The 14,892-nt window shown below is 71.5% G+C and carries 11 protein-coding genes, 4 tRNA genes and 1 pseudogene; 5 read left to right on the top strand and 11 right to left on the bottom strand.

Going from position 1 to position 14,892, the window contains the following annotated elements:
• Positions 1 to 44: 44 nt before the first annotated feature.
• Together J7I94_RS30705 and J7I94_RS30700 are read right to left on the bottom strand one after the other, a co-directional pair.
• Positions 45 to 302 carry a DUF3073 domain-containing protein gene (locus J7I94_RS30705; protein ID WP_215172349.1) on the bottom strand — a complete coding sequence of 86 codons (258 nt, stop codon included), beginning with the start codon at positions 300 to 302 and terminating at the stop codon, positions 45 to 47.
• A gap of 310 nt (positions 303 to 612) precedes the next feature.
• Positions 613 to 1,707 carry a Glu/Leu/Phe/Val dehydrogenase dimerization domain-containing protein gene (locus J7I94_RS30700; protein WP_215172346.1) on the bottom strand — a complete coding sequence of 365 codons (1,095 nt, stop codon included), beginning with the start codon at positions 1,705 to 1,707 and terminating at the stop codon, positions 613 to 615.
• A 218-nt stretch (positions 1,708 to 1,925) separates the two neighbouring features.
• Between J7I94_RS30700 and J7I94_RS30695 the strand changes: the two genes are divergently transcribed.
• Both J7I94_RS30695 and bldC read left to right on the top strand, forming a co-directional pair.
• Positions 1,926 to 2,777: a hypothetical protein gene (locus tag J7I94_RS30695; RefSeq protein ID WP_215172344.1), complete on the top strand. Its 852-nt coding sequence runs from the start codon at positions 1,926 to 1,928 to the stop codon at positions 2,775 to 2,777.
• Positions 2,778 to 3,311: 534 nt separating this feature from the next.
• Positions 3,312 to 3,518, top strand: coding sequence for a developmental transcriptional regulator BldC (gene bldC, locus J7I94_RS30690; RefSeq protein ID WP_215172342.1), 207 nt, complete (start codon positions 3,312 to 3,314; stop codon positions 3,516 to 3,518).
• A 441-nt stretch (positions 3,519 to 3,959) separates the two neighbouring features.
• On the opposite strand, the gene J7I94_RS38755 is transcribed toward bldC, so the two are convergent.
• The 5 genes and pseudogenes from J7I94_RS38755 to J7I94_RS30670 form a co-directional block, all read right to left on the bottom strand.
• Complete coding sequence (locus J7I94_RS38755) at positions 3,960 to 4,154, bottom strand: DUF6274 family protein (protein WP_251075976.1); 195 nt, start codon at positions 4,152 to 4,154, stop codon at positions 3,960 to 3,962.
• Between the two features lie 144 nt (positions 4,155 to 4,298).
• Positions 4,299 to 4,373: transfer RNA gene (locus J7I94_RS30685), tRNA-Asp, on the bottom strand.
• Between the two features lie 104 nt (positions 4,374 to 4,477).
• A complete protein-coding gene (gene hrpA, locus J7I94_RS30680) occupies positions 4,478 to 8,422 on the bottom strand; it encodes an ATP-dependent RNA helicase HrpA (RefSeq protein ID WP_215172340.1) in 3,945 nt (1,314 codons plus the stop codon).
• A 53-nt stretch (positions 8,423 to 8,475) separates the two neighbouring features.
• Positions 8,476 to 9,151 (bottom strand): annotated as a pseudogene (locus tag J7I94_RS30675) (histone deacetylase).
• A 38-nt stretch (positions 9,152 to 9,189) separates the two neighbouring features.
• Positions 9,190 to 9,984, bottom strand: coding sequence for an SDR family NAD(P)-dependent oxidoreductase (locus tag J7I94_RS30670; RefSeq protein WP_215172338.1), 795 nt, complete (start codon positions 9,982 to 9,984; stop codon positions 9,190 to 9,192).
• Positions 9,985 to 10,070: 86 nt separating this feature from the next.
• Between J7I94_RS30670 and J7I94_RS30665 the strand changes: the two genes are divergently transcribed.
• Positions 10,071 to 10,922 (top strand): helix-turn-helix transcriptional regulator, encoded by an 852-nt coding sequence (locus J7I94_RS30665; protein ID WP_215172336.1) that lies wholly within the window; start codon positions 10,071 to 10,073, stop codon positions 10,920 to 10,922.
• A 740-nt stretch (positions 10,923 to 11,662) separates the two neighbouring features.
• Here the strand turns inward: J7I94_RS30665 and J7I94_RS30660 are convergent.
• The 4 genes from J7I94_RS30660 to J7I94_RS30645 all read right to left on the bottom strand — a co-directional run bounded on the left by J7I94_RS30660 (position 11,663) and on the right by J7I94_RS30645 (position 13,587).
• Positions 11,663 to 11,736: transfer RNA gene (locus J7I94_RS30660), tRNA-Phe, on the bottom strand.
• 36 nt (positions 11,737 to 11,772) lie between these two features.
• Positions 11,773 to 11,847, bottom strand: a tRNA-Asp gene (locus J7I94_RS30655).
• A gap of 36 nt (positions 11,848 to 11,883) precedes the next feature.
• Positions 11,884 to 11,956, bottom strand: a tRNA-Glu gene (locus J7I94_RS30650).
• A gap of 80 nt (positions 11,957 to 12,036) precedes the next feature.
• A complete protein-coding gene (locus J7I94_RS30645; protein ID WP_215172334.1) occupies positions 12,037 to 13,587 on the bottom strand; it encodes a metallophosphoesterase in 1,551 nt (516 codons plus the stop codon).
• Positions 13,588 to 13,684: 97 nt separating this feature from the next.
• Between J7I94_RS30645 and J7I94_RS30640 the strand changes: the two genes are divergently transcribed.
• Positions 13,685 to 14,035 carry a metallopeptidase family protein gene (locus J7I94_RS30640; protein WP_110629035.1) on the top strand — a complete coding sequence of 117 codons (351 nt, stop codon included), beginning with the start codon at positions 13,685 to 13,687 and terminating at the stop codon, positions 14,033 to 14,035.
• 224 nt (positions 14,036 to 14,259) lie between these two features.
• Positions 14,260 to 14,799 carry a hypothetical protein gene (locus J7I94_RS30635; protein WP_215172332.1) on the top strand — a complete coding sequence of 180 codons (540 nt, stop codon included), beginning with the start codon at positions 14,260 to 14,262 and terminating at the stop codon, positions 14,797 to 14,799.
• Positions 14,800 to 14,892: the final 93 nt, after the last annotated feature.

The raw sequence follows: 14,892 nt of genomic DNA, 5'->3' as shown, positions 1-14,892 counted from the left end.
GTCGGTGACACAGGTCACCGACCGGGCAAATGTTCAGTACAAGGTCAAGCGCCGCGACGCTGCGGTGAGGACTGTCCGTCCTCGTCTCCCTCGTCGTCGTCCTCATAGAGGTCGGCGTACTTGGAGTACAGATCGTCGTCGTCCTGCTCATCGTCCTCGAACCGCTCGCCGTTAGGCGGTTGCGGACTCGACGTCGATGCGCCCAGCTCCTCGGCCAGGCGGGAGAGATCAGTCCCACCGCTGTTGTACTTCAGCTGGCGGGCGACCTTCGTCTGCTTGGCCTTGGCCCGGCCGCGCCCCATGGCTCGACCCCCTCAACGACGGGGCTCGACGGCCCCAGAGTCTTGACACGCGTTCATGGTCCGGAACGGGCTCTCCGCAGAGAGACCGGTCCGTAGGGCTTCCACGGTACCTGAGCCCACGCCCATACGGTACGTCGCCCGGAGGACGTGCCCATGTCCGCCACCGTCGAGGCGCCCCGTCCTCGCTGGTCAACGGCGATTTTAACCACTTCCGCACGGTCGACCCGCCGGAAGAAGTGAGAGTTCTCTCCAACCGGCCCTCCGGCGGTACCGCGCGGCTCTCCCGACCGGCCTTCCCGGCCCGGCCCGGTCAGTCCCGGCCGCGGGCCAGGGCCATCCGCTGCTCGGCGATCCGGTCGGCCGCGGCGGCCGGCGGAATCCCGTCCTCCTTCGCACGTGCGAATATGGCGAGCGTGGTCTCGTAGATCCCCGCGGCCTTCGCCTTGCACCGGTCGAAGTCGAAGCCGTGCAGCTCGTCGGCGACCTGGATGACCCCGCCGGCGTTCACCACGTAGTCCGGCGCGTAGAGGATGCCGCGGTCCGCGAGGTCCTTCTCCACGCCCGGGTGGGCGAGCTGGTTGTTGGCTGCCCCGCAGACCACCTTGGCGGTGAGCACCGGCACGGACGTGTCGCTCAGCGCGCCGCCGAGCGCGCAGGGGGCGTAGACGTCCAGGCCCTCGACCCGGATCAGCGCGTCGGTGTCGGCGACCACACGGACCGAGGGGTGCTCGTCGGTGACCCGCGCCACGGCCTCCCGCCGCACGTCCGTGATCACGACCCGGGCGCCCTCGGCCAGCAGGTGGCCCACCAAGTGGCGGCCCACCTTGCCCACGCCCGCGATGCCGACCGTCCGGTCGCGCAGCGAGGGGTCGCCCCACAGGTGCTGGGCCGAGGCCCGCATGCCCTGGTAGACGCCGAAGGCGGTGAGGACCGAGGAGTCGCCGGCGCCGCCGTGCTCCGGGGAGCGCCCGGTCGTCCAGCGGCACTCGCGCGCGACGACGTCCATGTCCGCCACGTACGTACCGACGTCGCAGGCGGTGACGTAGCGCCCGCCGAGCGAGGCCACGAACCGGCCGTAGGCGAGCAGCAGTTCCTCGCTCTTGACCCGCTCCGGGTCCCCGATGATCACGGCCTTGCCGCCGCCGTGGTCGAGCCCGGCCATGGCGTTCTTGTACGACATCCCGCGGGCGAGGTTCAGCGCGTCGGCGACCGCCTCCGCCTCGGTCGCGTACGGATGGAAGCGGGTGCCGCCGAGCGCGGGGCCCAGGGCGGTGGAGTGGATGGCGATGACGGCCTTGAGACCGGTGGCGCGGTCCTGGCAGAGCACGACTTGCTCATGACCCCCCTGGTCCGAGTGGAACAGGGTGTGCAGTACATCAGCAGGCGCGCCGGTCACATCGGTCACGGTGGTGACTCCTGAGTAAGTAGCGGCTGGTGGAGGCGGTCCCGTACGGGTGGCGGGACTGTGGCACGAGATTAGGCCCTGCCGCGGCCCGCCCGCCGCACAGTGCCGAGGATCACCTCCGCACGGAGTACCGCCGTGGGACGATGCGCCGGGGGTTCCGCGCCCACCTGCCCGGGCCCGGCAGGTTTTCCCGGCGGTGCGCGGGGGAGGGAGCAGGCGTGCCCAAGGTGTCCTCGCTGATCGTCCCGTACGCCGCGTATCTGCGCGTGTACGAGCCGCTGGCGGCCTTCCCCGAGCCGGAGCGCGGCCACTGGACGCGTTACGCCCGCCGCACCGACCTGCCCTCGTACCAGGACGAACTGCGCCGCTCCCTGGCCGACCTGCTGCCCACCCCGCCGGTGCCGGTGGCGGTGCACGAGAGCGCCGACGCGTTCGTGCTGGAGTCCGACGGCGTGGTCTGCGTCTGCCCCTGGCGCACCCGGCTGCGCGGCTGGCAGGCGCTGGAGGAACTGCCCGAGGACTTCCCGGAGCCGGTCCTGGACGCCCTGCTCCCCCCGGTCCTGCGCCGCCAGGCGGCCCAGGACTACGACCGCTGGCTGGAGGGCAACCCCGACGCCCGCCCCTGGATCCGCACGGCGACCTGGCAGGTGCCGATCAACTGGTTCGTCCTCGTCGCCGACGAGGAGCGGGAGTACGACAAGGGCGGCGGCGACCCGCACGAGGCGGCGCCGGTGCTGCGCTACCGCACGCCGATGGCGCAGGCCCGGCGCCGGGTGGCCCGGGGGCTGCGGGCCCTGCGGGAGGCCATGGACGAGGGGCCGCTGATCGACGGTCTGATGGACGTGGGGCGCTGGCTGGAGGAGTTCCACCCGCGCTCCGTGGTGGAGCTGGACTACGGGGGCCTGGTGCACGCCGTCCCGGCCGACGCGTTGGCGGACGACCACTCCGCGGCGGACGTGGCCGAGGGCATCGACGCCCTGCGGCACGGGGACGGGGCGGCCGCGGGGGCGGCGTACGGGCGGCTGGTGGAGCGCTGGCGGGCGGTCCGTGACCGGCGGTCGGCGAACTGACGTTTGACGTGACGCCCGTTTTGGGGTTTCGTCACTCACTCCGGGTGATCCCCGGTTCTTCCTGATGTCACCTCGGCGTGGGACGTAATTCCCGATCCGGGCGTATGACTCAAGCGTGACGGACCGCACGTATCCCCGCCCTTGCGTCGCTTGCCCCTCCTCGTGCCAAAATAGGACAAGGAGTCCGGGGAGGGCTCCTTCCGTCCTGCTGTGGTGCACTGTGGGCGGATTCTCGGCAATGCGTGCTTTAGGGGGTCTGGTGACTCCTGATCGCCGGTGTGACTGATCGTCACACCGGCGTGACTGTCCGCTATGGCATGGTCCATCGGCATCCGTCGCTGATGAACACCTGGGAGGGCAATTCCATCGGTTTGGCCGACGCGGCTGGACAGATGGTGTAGTTGTAGTGCCGAGGACAAGCCGTTCGTCCTATAACCGACTCGACTCGCGTCCGCCATTTCGGGCAACGCGGGTCAAGGTGCAGAATTTAGAGGAAAGAACCGAGAAGGTTCGGTTCTCCCGAGGAGGCCGCTCATGGCCGCTCGCACCCCTGATGCCGAGCCGCTGCTGACCCCCGCCGAGGTCGCCACCATGTTCCGCGTCGACCCGAAGACGGTCACGCGCTGGGCCAAGGCCGGCAAGCTCACGTCGATCCGCACGCTCGGCGGGCACCGCCGTTACCGCGAGGCCGAGGTGCGCGCACTGCTCGCGGGCATCCCGCAGCAGCGCAGCGAGGCCTGAACAACCGCATAAACGGACGAAACGGCTGGTCCCCCAACCGGCCGCGGCGTCCGGAACCAACAGCTCCACACGACGCGGGATCTGCCCCAACAGGCCCCACGCCACCTGCTTCATCGATCGCGCTGGACTCCGCCGGGTCCAGCGCGATCTTTTTTGTGCCTGATGACGGGCGGGGCGGAGGCCGCCGGGGGGTTCTGTGAGCGGCCTTGTCGGAGTCTGGGCGGGGCTGTCGGATCGTCTGTGAAGGTCTCCTCAGGTCAGTACAATTGCACATATTAAATTGACCAGTTGTAGGAGAGGTGTAAGCGTCGCCGTTTCAAAAATGAGTACGGTGACACCCGTCACATGCCAGGTGGGTTGTTGGCGGTGGCATATGTGCGCTAGAGGAAGGGCTGATTCCCATCGGCCCCCGGGCGCACGGGTGTTGACGCCGGCGGCCGGTCATGCGCCGGGAGCGTGCTCGCCGCCCTCCACGCCTTTCTGACGGCCTGTCGGGGACTGCGGGGCGGAATCCATCGCCAGCCGCAGCAGACGGTGGCAGACCGGGCAGTGACGGGTCCGATGGCCGTAGGACGACGCGGCCGCCAGGTGCGCCCGGAGCAACGCCCGGGTCTCGTGCCTCACCGATGCCGCCATACGCCACCTCCGGCGGGCCACGCGGGGAAGGCGGCCCTGCTTCCGGGGTACCCAGTGAATGTGACGGCGTCAAGGGCGGGCGCCCGGCCGTGCGCCGAGGAACGCCAAGAGGCCCGCACCAACTGGTGCGGGCCTCTTCATATGCGGTCCTGACGGGATTTGAACCCGCGGCCTCCACCTTGACAGGGTGGCGAGCACTCCAAACTGCTCCACAGGACCAGGCTTTGCGGCGCCTCACTCGTTCTCGCTCTGCGTTGCGCTGCGAGAAGGACTGTACAGGAGGGTGAGCGTCCTGGTCGAACTCACCCTCCGTCAGCGGTCCGTCACGGTGCCGCCGCGTCGATCGCCTTCACGATCCGCTTGTCGGAGACCGGGTAGGCCGTGCCCAGCGCGTGCGCGAAGTAGCTGACCCGCAGCTCCTCGATCATCCACCGGATCTCCAGCACCGCCTGCGGAACGGGCCGCCCCCGCGGCAACTGCTCCAGCAGCCACGCGTACTCGTCCCGCATCTCGTGGACCTTCTCCATCCGCGCCGTGTCCCGCTGGGCGCCCGCCGGCATCTGCTGGAGCCGCCGGTCCGCGGCGATCAGGTACCGCATCAGGTCCGGCAGCCGCCGGATCCCCGCCTCCGTCACGAAGCCGGGCTTCACCAGGGCGTCCAGCTGCCCCCGCACGTCCTGGAGGTTGGCCAGCAGCGCGGGACTGCGTACGGCCTTCAGCCGGCGCTCGGCGGCCTGCCAGGCGGCGAGGACCTGCCGCACCTGCCCGACCGTGCGGACGGTGGTGTCGACGATCTCGGCGCGGACCTTGTCGTACAGCTTCCGGTAGGACTCCTCGTCCCAGGCCGGTCCGCCGAAGTCGGCCATCAGCTTGTCGGCGGCGGCCATCGCGCAGTCGTCGAACAGAGCCTGGATCGAACCGTGCGGGTTCGCCGACAGCGCCAGCTTCTGCTGGTTGGTGAGCTTTTCGGATGCGAACTTCGCGGGGTTGACCGGAATGTTGCGCAGGATCAGCCGGCGCGTGCCCTTCCACATCGCCTGCGCCTGCTCGGCCTCGGTGTCGAAGAGGCGGACGGAGACGGTGTCCCCGTCGTCGACCAGCGCGGGGTACGCCTTCACCGGCTGACCGGCCCGGCGGGTCTCGAAGACGCGGGTGAGCGTGCCGATGCTCCAGTCGGTCAGGCCGGCGCGCTCCAGGGACTCGCCGCCCTGCCGCTCGGCCGTGGCGGCGGCGGCCTGCGAGAGGGCCTTGCGCGCCTTGGGCCGGAGCTGGAGCTTCAGCGCCTCCAGGTCCTTGTCCTCGGCCAGCTTCCGGCGCCGTTCGTCGACGATCCGGAAGGTGATCTTCAAGTGGTCGGGGACCTTGGACCAGTCGAAGTCCTCCGGTTCGAAGGGCACTCCGACCATCCGCTTCAGCTCCCGCGCCATGGTCGTGGTCAGCGGCTCCTGCAACGGCACCGCCCGCTCCAGGAACTTGCGGGCGTAGTCGGGGGCGGGCACGTAGTTGCGGCGGATCGGCTTCGGCAGGGACCGGATCAGCTCGGTCACGACCTGGTCCCTGAGGCCCGGGATCTGCCAGTCGAAGCCCTCGTCGGTGACCTGGTTGAGCACCTGGAGCGGGATGTGCACGGTCACGCCGTCCGCGTCCGCGCCCGGCTCGAACTGGTACGTCACCCGGAACTTCAGCGGCCCCTGCCGCCAGGCGTCCGGATAGTCGTCCTTGGTGACCGCGCCCGCCTTCTCGTTGATGAGCATCTCGCGCTCGAAGTCGAGGAAGTCGGGCTGCTCGCGGTGCTTGCGCTTCCACCAGGAGTCGAAGTGCGCGCCGGACACGACGTGTTCGGGCACCCGCTGGTCGTAGAAGTCGAAGAGGGTCTCGTCGTCGACCAGGATGTCCCGGCGCCGGGCGCGGTGCTCCAGCTCCTCGACCTCGGTCAGCAGCTTGCGGTTGTCGGCGAAGAACTTGTGGTGCGTGCGCCAGTCGCCCTCGACCAGCGCGTTGCGGATGAACAGCTCGCGGCTGACCTCGGGGTCGATCCGGCCGTAGTTGACCTTCCGCTGGGCGACGATCGGTACGCCGTACAGCGTGACCTTCTCGTACGCCATCACGGCCGCCTGGTCCTTCTCCCAGTGCGGCTCGCTGTACGTCCGCTTGAGCAGGTGGCCGGCGAGCGGCTCGACCCACTCGGGCTCGATCCTGGCGTTGACGCGGGCCCAGAGGCGGCTGGTCTCCACCAGCTCCGCCGACATCACGAAGCGGGGCGGCTTCTTGAACAGCGCCGACCCCGGGAAGATCGCGAACTTGGCGTTGCGGGCACCGACGTACTCGTTCTTGGCGCCCTCCTTCACGTCCTTCATGCCGACGTGGGAGAGGAGGCCCGCGAGGAGCGACTGGTGGACGCGGTCGCCGGGGGCGTCGTCCTCGTTCAGCTGGATGCCCATCTGCTTGGCGACCGTGCGCAGCTGCGTGTAGATGTCCTGCCACTCGCGGATGCGCAGGAAGTTGAGGAACTCCTGCTTGCACATCCGGCGGAAGGACGACGAACCGCGCTCCTTCTGCTGCTCGCGCAGATAGCGCCAGAGGTTGAGGAAGGCGAGGAAGTCGCTGGTCTCGTCCTTGAAGCGGGCGTGCTGCTGGTCGGCCTGGGCCTGCTTGTCGGACGGGCGTTCGCGCGGGTCCTGGATGGAGAGCGCGGCGGCTATGACCATGACCTCGCGGGCACAGCCGTTCTTGTCGGCCTCCAGCACCATGCGGGCCAGCCGCGGGTCGACGGGGAGCTGCGCCAGCTTGCGGCCGGTGTCGGTGAGCCGCTTGCGCGGGTCCTTCTGCGCCGGGTCGAGGGCGCCCAGCTCCTGGAGGAGCTGCACACCGTCGCGGATGTTGCGGTGGTCCGGCGGGTCGATGAAGGGGAACTTCTCGATGTCGCCGAGGCCCGCGGCGGTCATCTGGAGGATGACGGAGGCGAGGTTGGTACGGAGGATCTCCGCGTCGGTGAACTCCGGCCGGGCGAGGAAGTCGTCCTCGGAGTAGAGGCGAATGCAGATGCCGTCGCTGGTCCGCCCGCAGCGGCCCTTGCGCTGGTTGGCGCTGGCCTGCGAGATCGCCTCGATCGGCAGCCGCTGGACCTTGGTGCGGTGGCTGTAGCGGGAGATGCGGGCGAAGCCGGGGTCGATGACGTACTTGATGCCGGGGACGGTCAGCGACGTCTCGGCGACGTTGGTGGCCAGCACGATGCGGCGGCCGGTGTGCGGCTGGAAGACGCGGTGCTGCTCGGCGTGCGAGAGGCGGGCGTAGAGGGGGAGTACCTCGGTGAACCGGTACTTCTTCTTTTCCAGGGCGTCGGCCGTGTCCCGGATCTCCCGCTCCCCGGAGAGGAAGACGAGGATGTCGCCCTTCCCCTCGCCCATCAGCTCCTCGACGGCGTCGGTGATCGCGGTGATCTGGTCCCGGTCGGCGTCCTCGGAGTCCTCCTCCAGGAGCGGCCGGTAGCGCACCTCCACCGGATACGTCCGCCCGCTGACCTCGATGATCGGGGCGTCGCCGAAGTGCCGGGAGAAGCGCTCGGGGTCGATGGTCGCCGAGGTGATGACGACCTTGAGGTCGGGGCGCCGGGGCAGGAGCTGCGCCAGGTACCCCAGCAGGAAGTCGATGTTCAGGGACCGTTCGTGGGCCTCGTCGATGATGATCGTGTCGTAGGCGCGCAGCTCGCGGTCGGTCTGGATCTCGGCGAGCAGGATGCCGTCCGTCATCAGCTTCACGAAGGTGGCGTCCGGGTTCACCTGGTCGGTGAAGCGGACCTTCCAGCCGACGGCCTCGCCGAGCGGCGTGTCCAGCTCGTCGGCGACCCGCTCGGCGACCGTGCGGGCGGCGATCCGGCGGGGCTGGGTATGCCCGATCATGCCCTTGACCCCGCGCCCGAGGTCGAGGCAGATCTTCGGGATCTGGGTGGTCTTTCCGGACCCGGTCTCACCGGCGACGATGACGACCTGGTGGTCCCGGATGGCGTCCGCGATCGCGTCCCGCTTCTGGCTGACGGGCAGCTGCTCGGGATAGGTGACGGCGGGCATGCGGGAACGGCGCGTGGCGATGCGTTCCTCGGCCCGGTCGACCTCCGCCTCGATCTCGGCGAGGACGGCGGCGCGGGCCTCCGGCTTGCGGATCTTCCGTGCGCCTTCGAGCCTGCGGCCGAGCCGGTGCGCGTCGCGCAGCGACAGCTCGGTCAGACGGGGGGCGAGGTCGCCGAGGGCGGGGGCAGGGTGCGTAGACATACGGGATCCAGGATCTCATCCCGGCGAAAAGAGTGGCGAACGCTTTTCCCGTCTCACCGTTCCGGGGCCAGCAGCGCGGTGAGTTCCGCCGCCGACCAGCGGCCTTCCGCGCCCGGGCAGGCGGCGACGTACTCGGCGACCGCCGGGAGGTCCCACGCCCCGGCGGAGAGCAGGCCGGAGGCGAGGAACCGTACGTAGGGGAGGGAGGGCGCGAGCCAGGGGACGTCGTGCATGCCCCACGGGGCGGTGAAGGTGAGGGCGGGCAGGCCGTCGATCTGGCCGGCGCAGACCAGCGTCTCGTACCGCCCGTCCCCGAGCACGGCCCGCCCCCGGGTCAGTACGCCGGTCAGGTAGGCCGCCGTCCGCGCCGGGCTCCCGGTACATCTCCTGGGCGGCGATGTCGGAGAACTGCTCGACCGACACGAGATGCGCCCGGGCCAGGACCCGGCCGTCCGCGCCGGGGTCGTAGAAGGCCCGGCCGCCCTGCCAGACGGGGGAGCGGGTGGCGAAGTACATCGCGCCGTCGAGTTCGACGGGGAGGGAGCGGACGGGCGGTGAGGGGTCGCGGCAGCCCGGGTAGGTCCGGCCGGCGCCGGGCGGGCGCCCGCCCCCGAGGTAGGCGGAGAGCCGGCCGAGGTGGGTGTTGGACCCGTACGACGTGTACCGGACCAGCTCGGGGCGCCGGTCGCGCGGCAGGGCCGGGTCGATGCTCCGCAGGGCTTTCGTCATGCCGGGTCCCTACCCGGAGCGGGCCGGCCGCCCCCGCGTCAGGCCGCCTGCATGCCGCCGTCCACCGGGAGGACCGTGCCGGTGACGTAGGAGGCGCGGTCGCTGAGCAGCCAGGCGGCGGCCTGGGCGACCTCTTCGGGGGCGGCCGCGCGGCCCAGCGGGGTGCGGGCGTTGAGGCGGTCGATGACGCCGGGGCTGCGCTCGTCCCACTCCCGCATCATCTCGGTCAGCGTGGTGCCGGGGGCGATGGCGTTGACGCGGATGCCCTCCGGGCCGTACGTGACGGCGGCGGACTCGGTGAGGCTGTTGACCGCCCGCTTCATCGCGCCGTAGGAGGGCAGCGCGGGGTTGCCGCGCAGACTGCCGACGGAGGAGGTGTTGACGATGGCGCCGCTGCCGGCGGTGGCCCGGACGGCGGCGACCTGGGCGGCCATGGCGAGCCAGACGCCCTTGAGGTTCACGGCGTAGACCTGGTCGAAGTCGGCTTCGGTGGTCTGGTCCAGCGGGCCGGGCGGCACGCCGGTCGCGCCGTTGTTGAAGGCCACGTCGAGGCGGCCGTACAGCTCCACGGCCCGGTCGACGGCGGCCCGTACGGAGGCCGGGTCGGCCAGGTCGCACACCGCGTACCCGGCGATGCCGCCGGCCGCCCGTATCTCCTCGGTCACCTCCTTGAGCTGCCGCTCCGTGCGGGCCGCGAGCAGGACGCGGGCGCCCTCCCGGGCGAACAGCCGCGCCGCGGCGGCCCCGATGCCGCGTCCGGCACCGCTGACGAAGGCGACCTTGCCGGCCAGCAGGCCCCGGTCGGTGATCACATGGCTGGGTGAGTTGTCCATGAGGACGAGCCTGCGCGGGCCGGCGGAGCCCATCCAGGCACCGGCGGTACCTGGCTGGGCCGTCCGCACCCGCGCACACTGACGGCATGGACCGACGAGAGCTGGCCGACTTCCTGCGCGGCCGACGCGAGCGGATCACCCCCGCCGACGTGGGGCTGCCCGCCGGGCCGCGTCGCCGCACCCCGGGGCTGCGCCGCGAGGAGGTGGCGCAGCTGGCGTACATCTCGACCGAGTACTACACCCGGCTGGAACAGGCCCGCGGTCCGCGCCCGTCGCACGAGGTGCTGGCCGGTCTGGCCCGGGCCCTGCGGCTGTCGGACGCCGAGCGCGAGCACCTGCACCACCTCGCCGGCGCCCCGCCCGGCCCTCCGCCCGGACCCTCGCGCGAGGTGCCGCGGAGCATCCTCGACCTCATCCGGCGGCTGCCGCGGACGGCGGCGCTGGTGCTGTCCGCGACCTACGAGGTGATCGCCTGGAACGACCTGGCGGCCGCCCTCCTGGAGGACTTCTCGGCCGTGCCCCGGCAGCAGCGCAACCTCGTCCGCCGGGCCTTCCTCGGTCCCCCGGCGACGGGCCGGGAGCGCTACGGCCTGGCCGATCCGGAGGCGTTCTCCCACGCCGCCGCCCGCCGGCTGCGCGCCGTGGCCGCCCGCTACCCGGACGATCCCGAGGTGGCCGCGCTGGTGGACGACCTGGTCTCCGGCAGCCCGGAGTTCGCGCGTCTCTGGGCCGACCACGACGTACGTGCCGTGCCCACCCTGCGCAAGATCATCAACCATCCGATGGTCGGCCCCGTCACCGTCAACTGCGACGTCCTCGACATCACCGACCGGGACCAGCACCTCGTCCTCTACACGGCCGAGCCCGGCTCCTCGGCGGAGGAGGCGCTGCGGCTCCTGTCGGTGATCGGGACTCAGCGGATGGACGTGCCGCGCTGAACGCCACCGACCCCGTTCGCCAGGTTTCGCCACCCCCCTCACGGCGCTGACCAGCCCGTTTCAGATGATCTACGCGAGAACGCGCGCGCGCCACCCTCCACCGCCATCGTTCGCCACGTGGTCCGCCACCTGTAGTGATCATGGAAACAGCGCGGGATCTTGATGCTCCTGGTGACTTGAGGTTTCCTCGTCGTGGAGCCGAGGAGCCGCGAGGCTCCCGCCCGACGCGTGGGACCTGGCTCCGGGCGACCTCCCGGAGCCAGGCGCACACGCGGGATCACAGGCGGGTCCGGCCGAGTAGACACCGGCCGGGCTCGCTTGCCGCCCAACCGTTCGTCCGGACTTCCCCCGGTGCGTCACACAAAGCGCTCGACGCACCCCGCGATGGCAGTGACCGCCGTGAGGATCAGCGCAGCGAACTGCACCCAGTCCGGTAACTGGCTCGCCCTGCGGCGCCGTCCTCGTCGTGTCGATCTCTGCATCCGGTCCGACCTCCCATCTCTCAACGACCCCAACCGGGTTGGGACCCGCCCGGTGCGGGCGGGCGCGCGGGAGAGAGATGTGCCGGACCTCTCGCAAGGTAACCGGTAGCGCAGTGGCGCACGCTCGGGTTCGAGGGTGGCGAATGCTGGCGAACGGGGAACCGGGGCCGCCCGTTCGGACCCGAGGGCACACGCACACGAAAGAGCCCCTCTCCCGTAGTGCGAGGAGAGGGGCTCATGCCCTGGTCGGGGCGGCGGTGGCTGGGGCCGGGGTCGAACCGGCGACCTTCCGCTTTTCAGGCGGACGCTCGTACCAACTGAGCTACCCAGCCACGAGGTTTCACGTGAAACATCCACATGTACCTCGGCGGTCCTGACGGGATTTGAACCCGCGGCCTCCACCTTGACAGGGTGGCGAGCACTCCAAACTGCTCCACAGGACCAAGCGTGTGTACGACAGTGTCGCACACGATCTTGCGTGCCCCCAACGGGATTCGAACCCGTGCTACCGCCTTGAAAGGGCGGCGTCCTAGGCCGCTAGACGATGAGGGCTATCGGCCCGCCTGGGCGCTTCTCAGCGCGTCGGGGACGTGAGAAGCATATGGGATGGCGGGAGGTATCGCCAAAACGGTTTACGGGGAGGGGGTCGCGCCCGTGGGTGGGTGCGCGGGTGAGCCGGTGGGGGAGGGGGAGGCGCCCGGCTGGTTCTCCTTCGGGAGGTGGCGGCTGACCTCGGCCGTGGTGAGGCCCAGCCCGCCGAGCTTGATCTCGTCCCACGCCTGGAGGCGGCGGCTGTCCCGGTCGAAGTAGAGGATCGACGCCTGGATCGGGTCGGGGTGCTCGCCCTCGACCGCGCGCAGGCCGCTGCCGCCGGTCGAGCCCTCGATCCGCAACCGGGTGCCGTACTTCATGACCTCCATCTCCTCGTGGTGTACGTGCCCCGCCAGGACCAGCGGCACCTCGCCGTCCACCTCGCGGGCGGCGGACGGTTCGTGGGCGACGGCGATGTCCACCGGGGTGCCCGCCGCGCTCTGGTCGCGCAGGGCCGAGGCCAGCCGGGCGCCGGCCAGTTCCTGGGACGCCTGTGCGCCGGGCCGCGTCGAGCGGTCCGGGGTGAACTGGGGGTCGCCGATGCCCGCGAAGCGCAGCCCGGCCACGGTCCGGGCCCGGCCGTCGTCCAGGACGTGGACGTTCTCCAGGCCCTCCAGATAGCGCTGGGTCTCCATCGAGTCGTGGTTGCCGCGGACCCAGACGTAGGGGGCGCCGAGGTCCTCGATCGGGTCCAGGAAACCGTTCTCCGCGGCCGTGCCGTGGTCCATCGTGTCGCCCGAGTCGACGATCACGTTCACCTGGTACTGCTCCACCAGCGAGGCGATGATCTTCCAGCTCGCCGGGTTGAGGTGGATGTCCGACACGTGCAGCACGCGGAGCGTGGTCGGGTCCGGCCGGTAGGCGGGGAGCGTGGAGGTGACGTCGTAGAGCTTGGTCACGTTCGTCACCAGGCGGGCCAGTTCTTTCTGGTAGACGTCGAACTCGGTGACGATCGAGCGGGCGTCGCCGACGAGGGACGGCGCGGAGGAGAGCAGGCCGGAGAACTTCGGTTCCAGGACCGAGTCGGGCTTCCAGGTCGCGTACGCCGTCCCGCCGGAGGCGAGCAGCAGGGCGAGGGCCAGGCCGCCGGCGGTCAGGGCGCGGCGGGGGCGGCGGTAGACGGCGAGGCCGAGCGCCGTGGCGCCCGTGACGACGGCGACGCCGGAACGTACGGCCAGGTCGAGGGTGCCGTGCGCGACGTCGGCGGCCACCTCGTCCTGGAGGCCGGAGAGGCGTTCCGGGTGGTCGACCAGGGCCTGGGCGCGCTCCGGGTCGAGCTGGTCGACGTTGACGTCCAGGCGGACGGGGGCGATGTGGCTGTCGAGCTCCAGGGCGCCCAGCGGCGAGACGTTGATCTTCGTGCCGCCGGTGAGGGAGGGGCGCAGGGTCATCGTCGTGTTCATGGGGCCGACGGGGGTGCGGACGTCGCCGACGACCAGCAGACCGAGCCAGGCGCCGAGCAGCACGACCGCGACCAGGCCCAGGGCGCGGGTCCAGGGACGCGGGCGGGGCGTCAGCCCGGTGGCGGTGGTTTCCGGGCGGGCGCGGGCGCGGTGGACGACGTGCAGGACAGCGGCGGGGACGCGGGCCATTGGTCGCGTATGCCCGCGTCCCCCGGGGGATATGCGGGCACCGTGCGGCTCCCGCGCGGCTGTGTCGTACGCGACAGCCGTGCCGGACAATGGGGCTGTGCTGGAGATGACGCGCGAGGAGTTCGAGGAACTGGTCGCCGAGGCGCTGGACCGGATCCCGCCGGAGCTGACGCGGCTGATGGACAACGTCGCGGTGTTCGTGGAGGACGAGCCGCCGGCGGACGATCCCGAGCTGCTCGGGCTCTACGAGGGGACGCCGCTGACCGAGCGGGGGGAGTGGTACGCGGGGGTGCTGCCGGACCGGATCACGATCTACCGGGGGCCGACGCTGCGGATGTGCGAGACGCGGGAGGACGTGGTCGCGGAGACCGAGGTGACCGTCGTGCACGAGATCGCGCACCACTTCGGCATCGACGACGCGCGGCTGCACGCGCTGGGGTACGGGTGACGTTCCCCGGCGGGTGCGGGTGACGGTCCCCTGGTGGATGCGGGTGCGGGTGGTGGTCCCCCGGCGGATGCGGTGACGGTCCCGGACGGGTACGGGCGTACGGGAGGTGCGGGCGGGCGGATGTTCGGGTGTGTCGTCCGGGCCGGGCGCGCGGGGCGCGTGTCTTCTTGCGCGCGGCGGGAGTTGGGCACGGAGACCCCCTGACACCCCGGAGGTGGCTGCCCGTGCGCCCCTTGTACGTACCCGTCCGTCTGGCGGCCACGGCCGTGGCCGTCGTCGCCGCCGCAGGCTGCATGAGCGTGGGCGGGGACGAGCCGGACGGGAGCGGCAGGCCCTCGCGCTCCGTGGGAGAACGGGGCGCCGAGGCTCCCGACGGCGGCTCGCCGGCGCTGGGCGGTGGCGCCGGCGCCGGTGCCGCGGCGGGCGACGACCGGCCCGGGCACGGCAAGGAGAAGGGCAAGGGCGGGAAGAAGGACGGCAAGAAGGGCGAGAAGGGCGAGGACGAAGGCGCCTCCGCCGAGCCGCGGGAGCCGGCCGACGGGTCCGCCCCGGCGCGCGACGAGCCGGACGGGCCGACGCCGCCCCGGCCCGCCGACCCGGAGCCCACCCGCAGCGCCGAGCCCGAGCCGACGCCGCCCGGCGAACCGCCCGCCTCCCCGACGCCGGAGCCGACGGTGGCCGAGCCGTCGTCGTCGGCGCACGAGCCGCCGGGGCCGCAGCTGGAGCAGCGGGAACCGGCGCCCCAGGCCGGGGCGCCGGCCTGACCGGGCGCGAGGACCGGCGCGAATGTGCTGGTCAGGGCAGTGTGCGGGGATCGGTTTGCCTTCAGGGGGGTGGGGTGCGTATGGTGGTAGATC

It is taken from the genome of Streptomyces sp. ISL-12, from assembly GCF_018614415.1.
GTDB lineage: Bacteria > Actinomycetota > Actinomycetes > Streptomycetales > Streptomycetaceae > Streptomyces.
The sequence above is the reverse complement of the archived record's forward strand: the minus strand, read 5'-3'. Positions and strand labels throughout refer to the sequence as shown.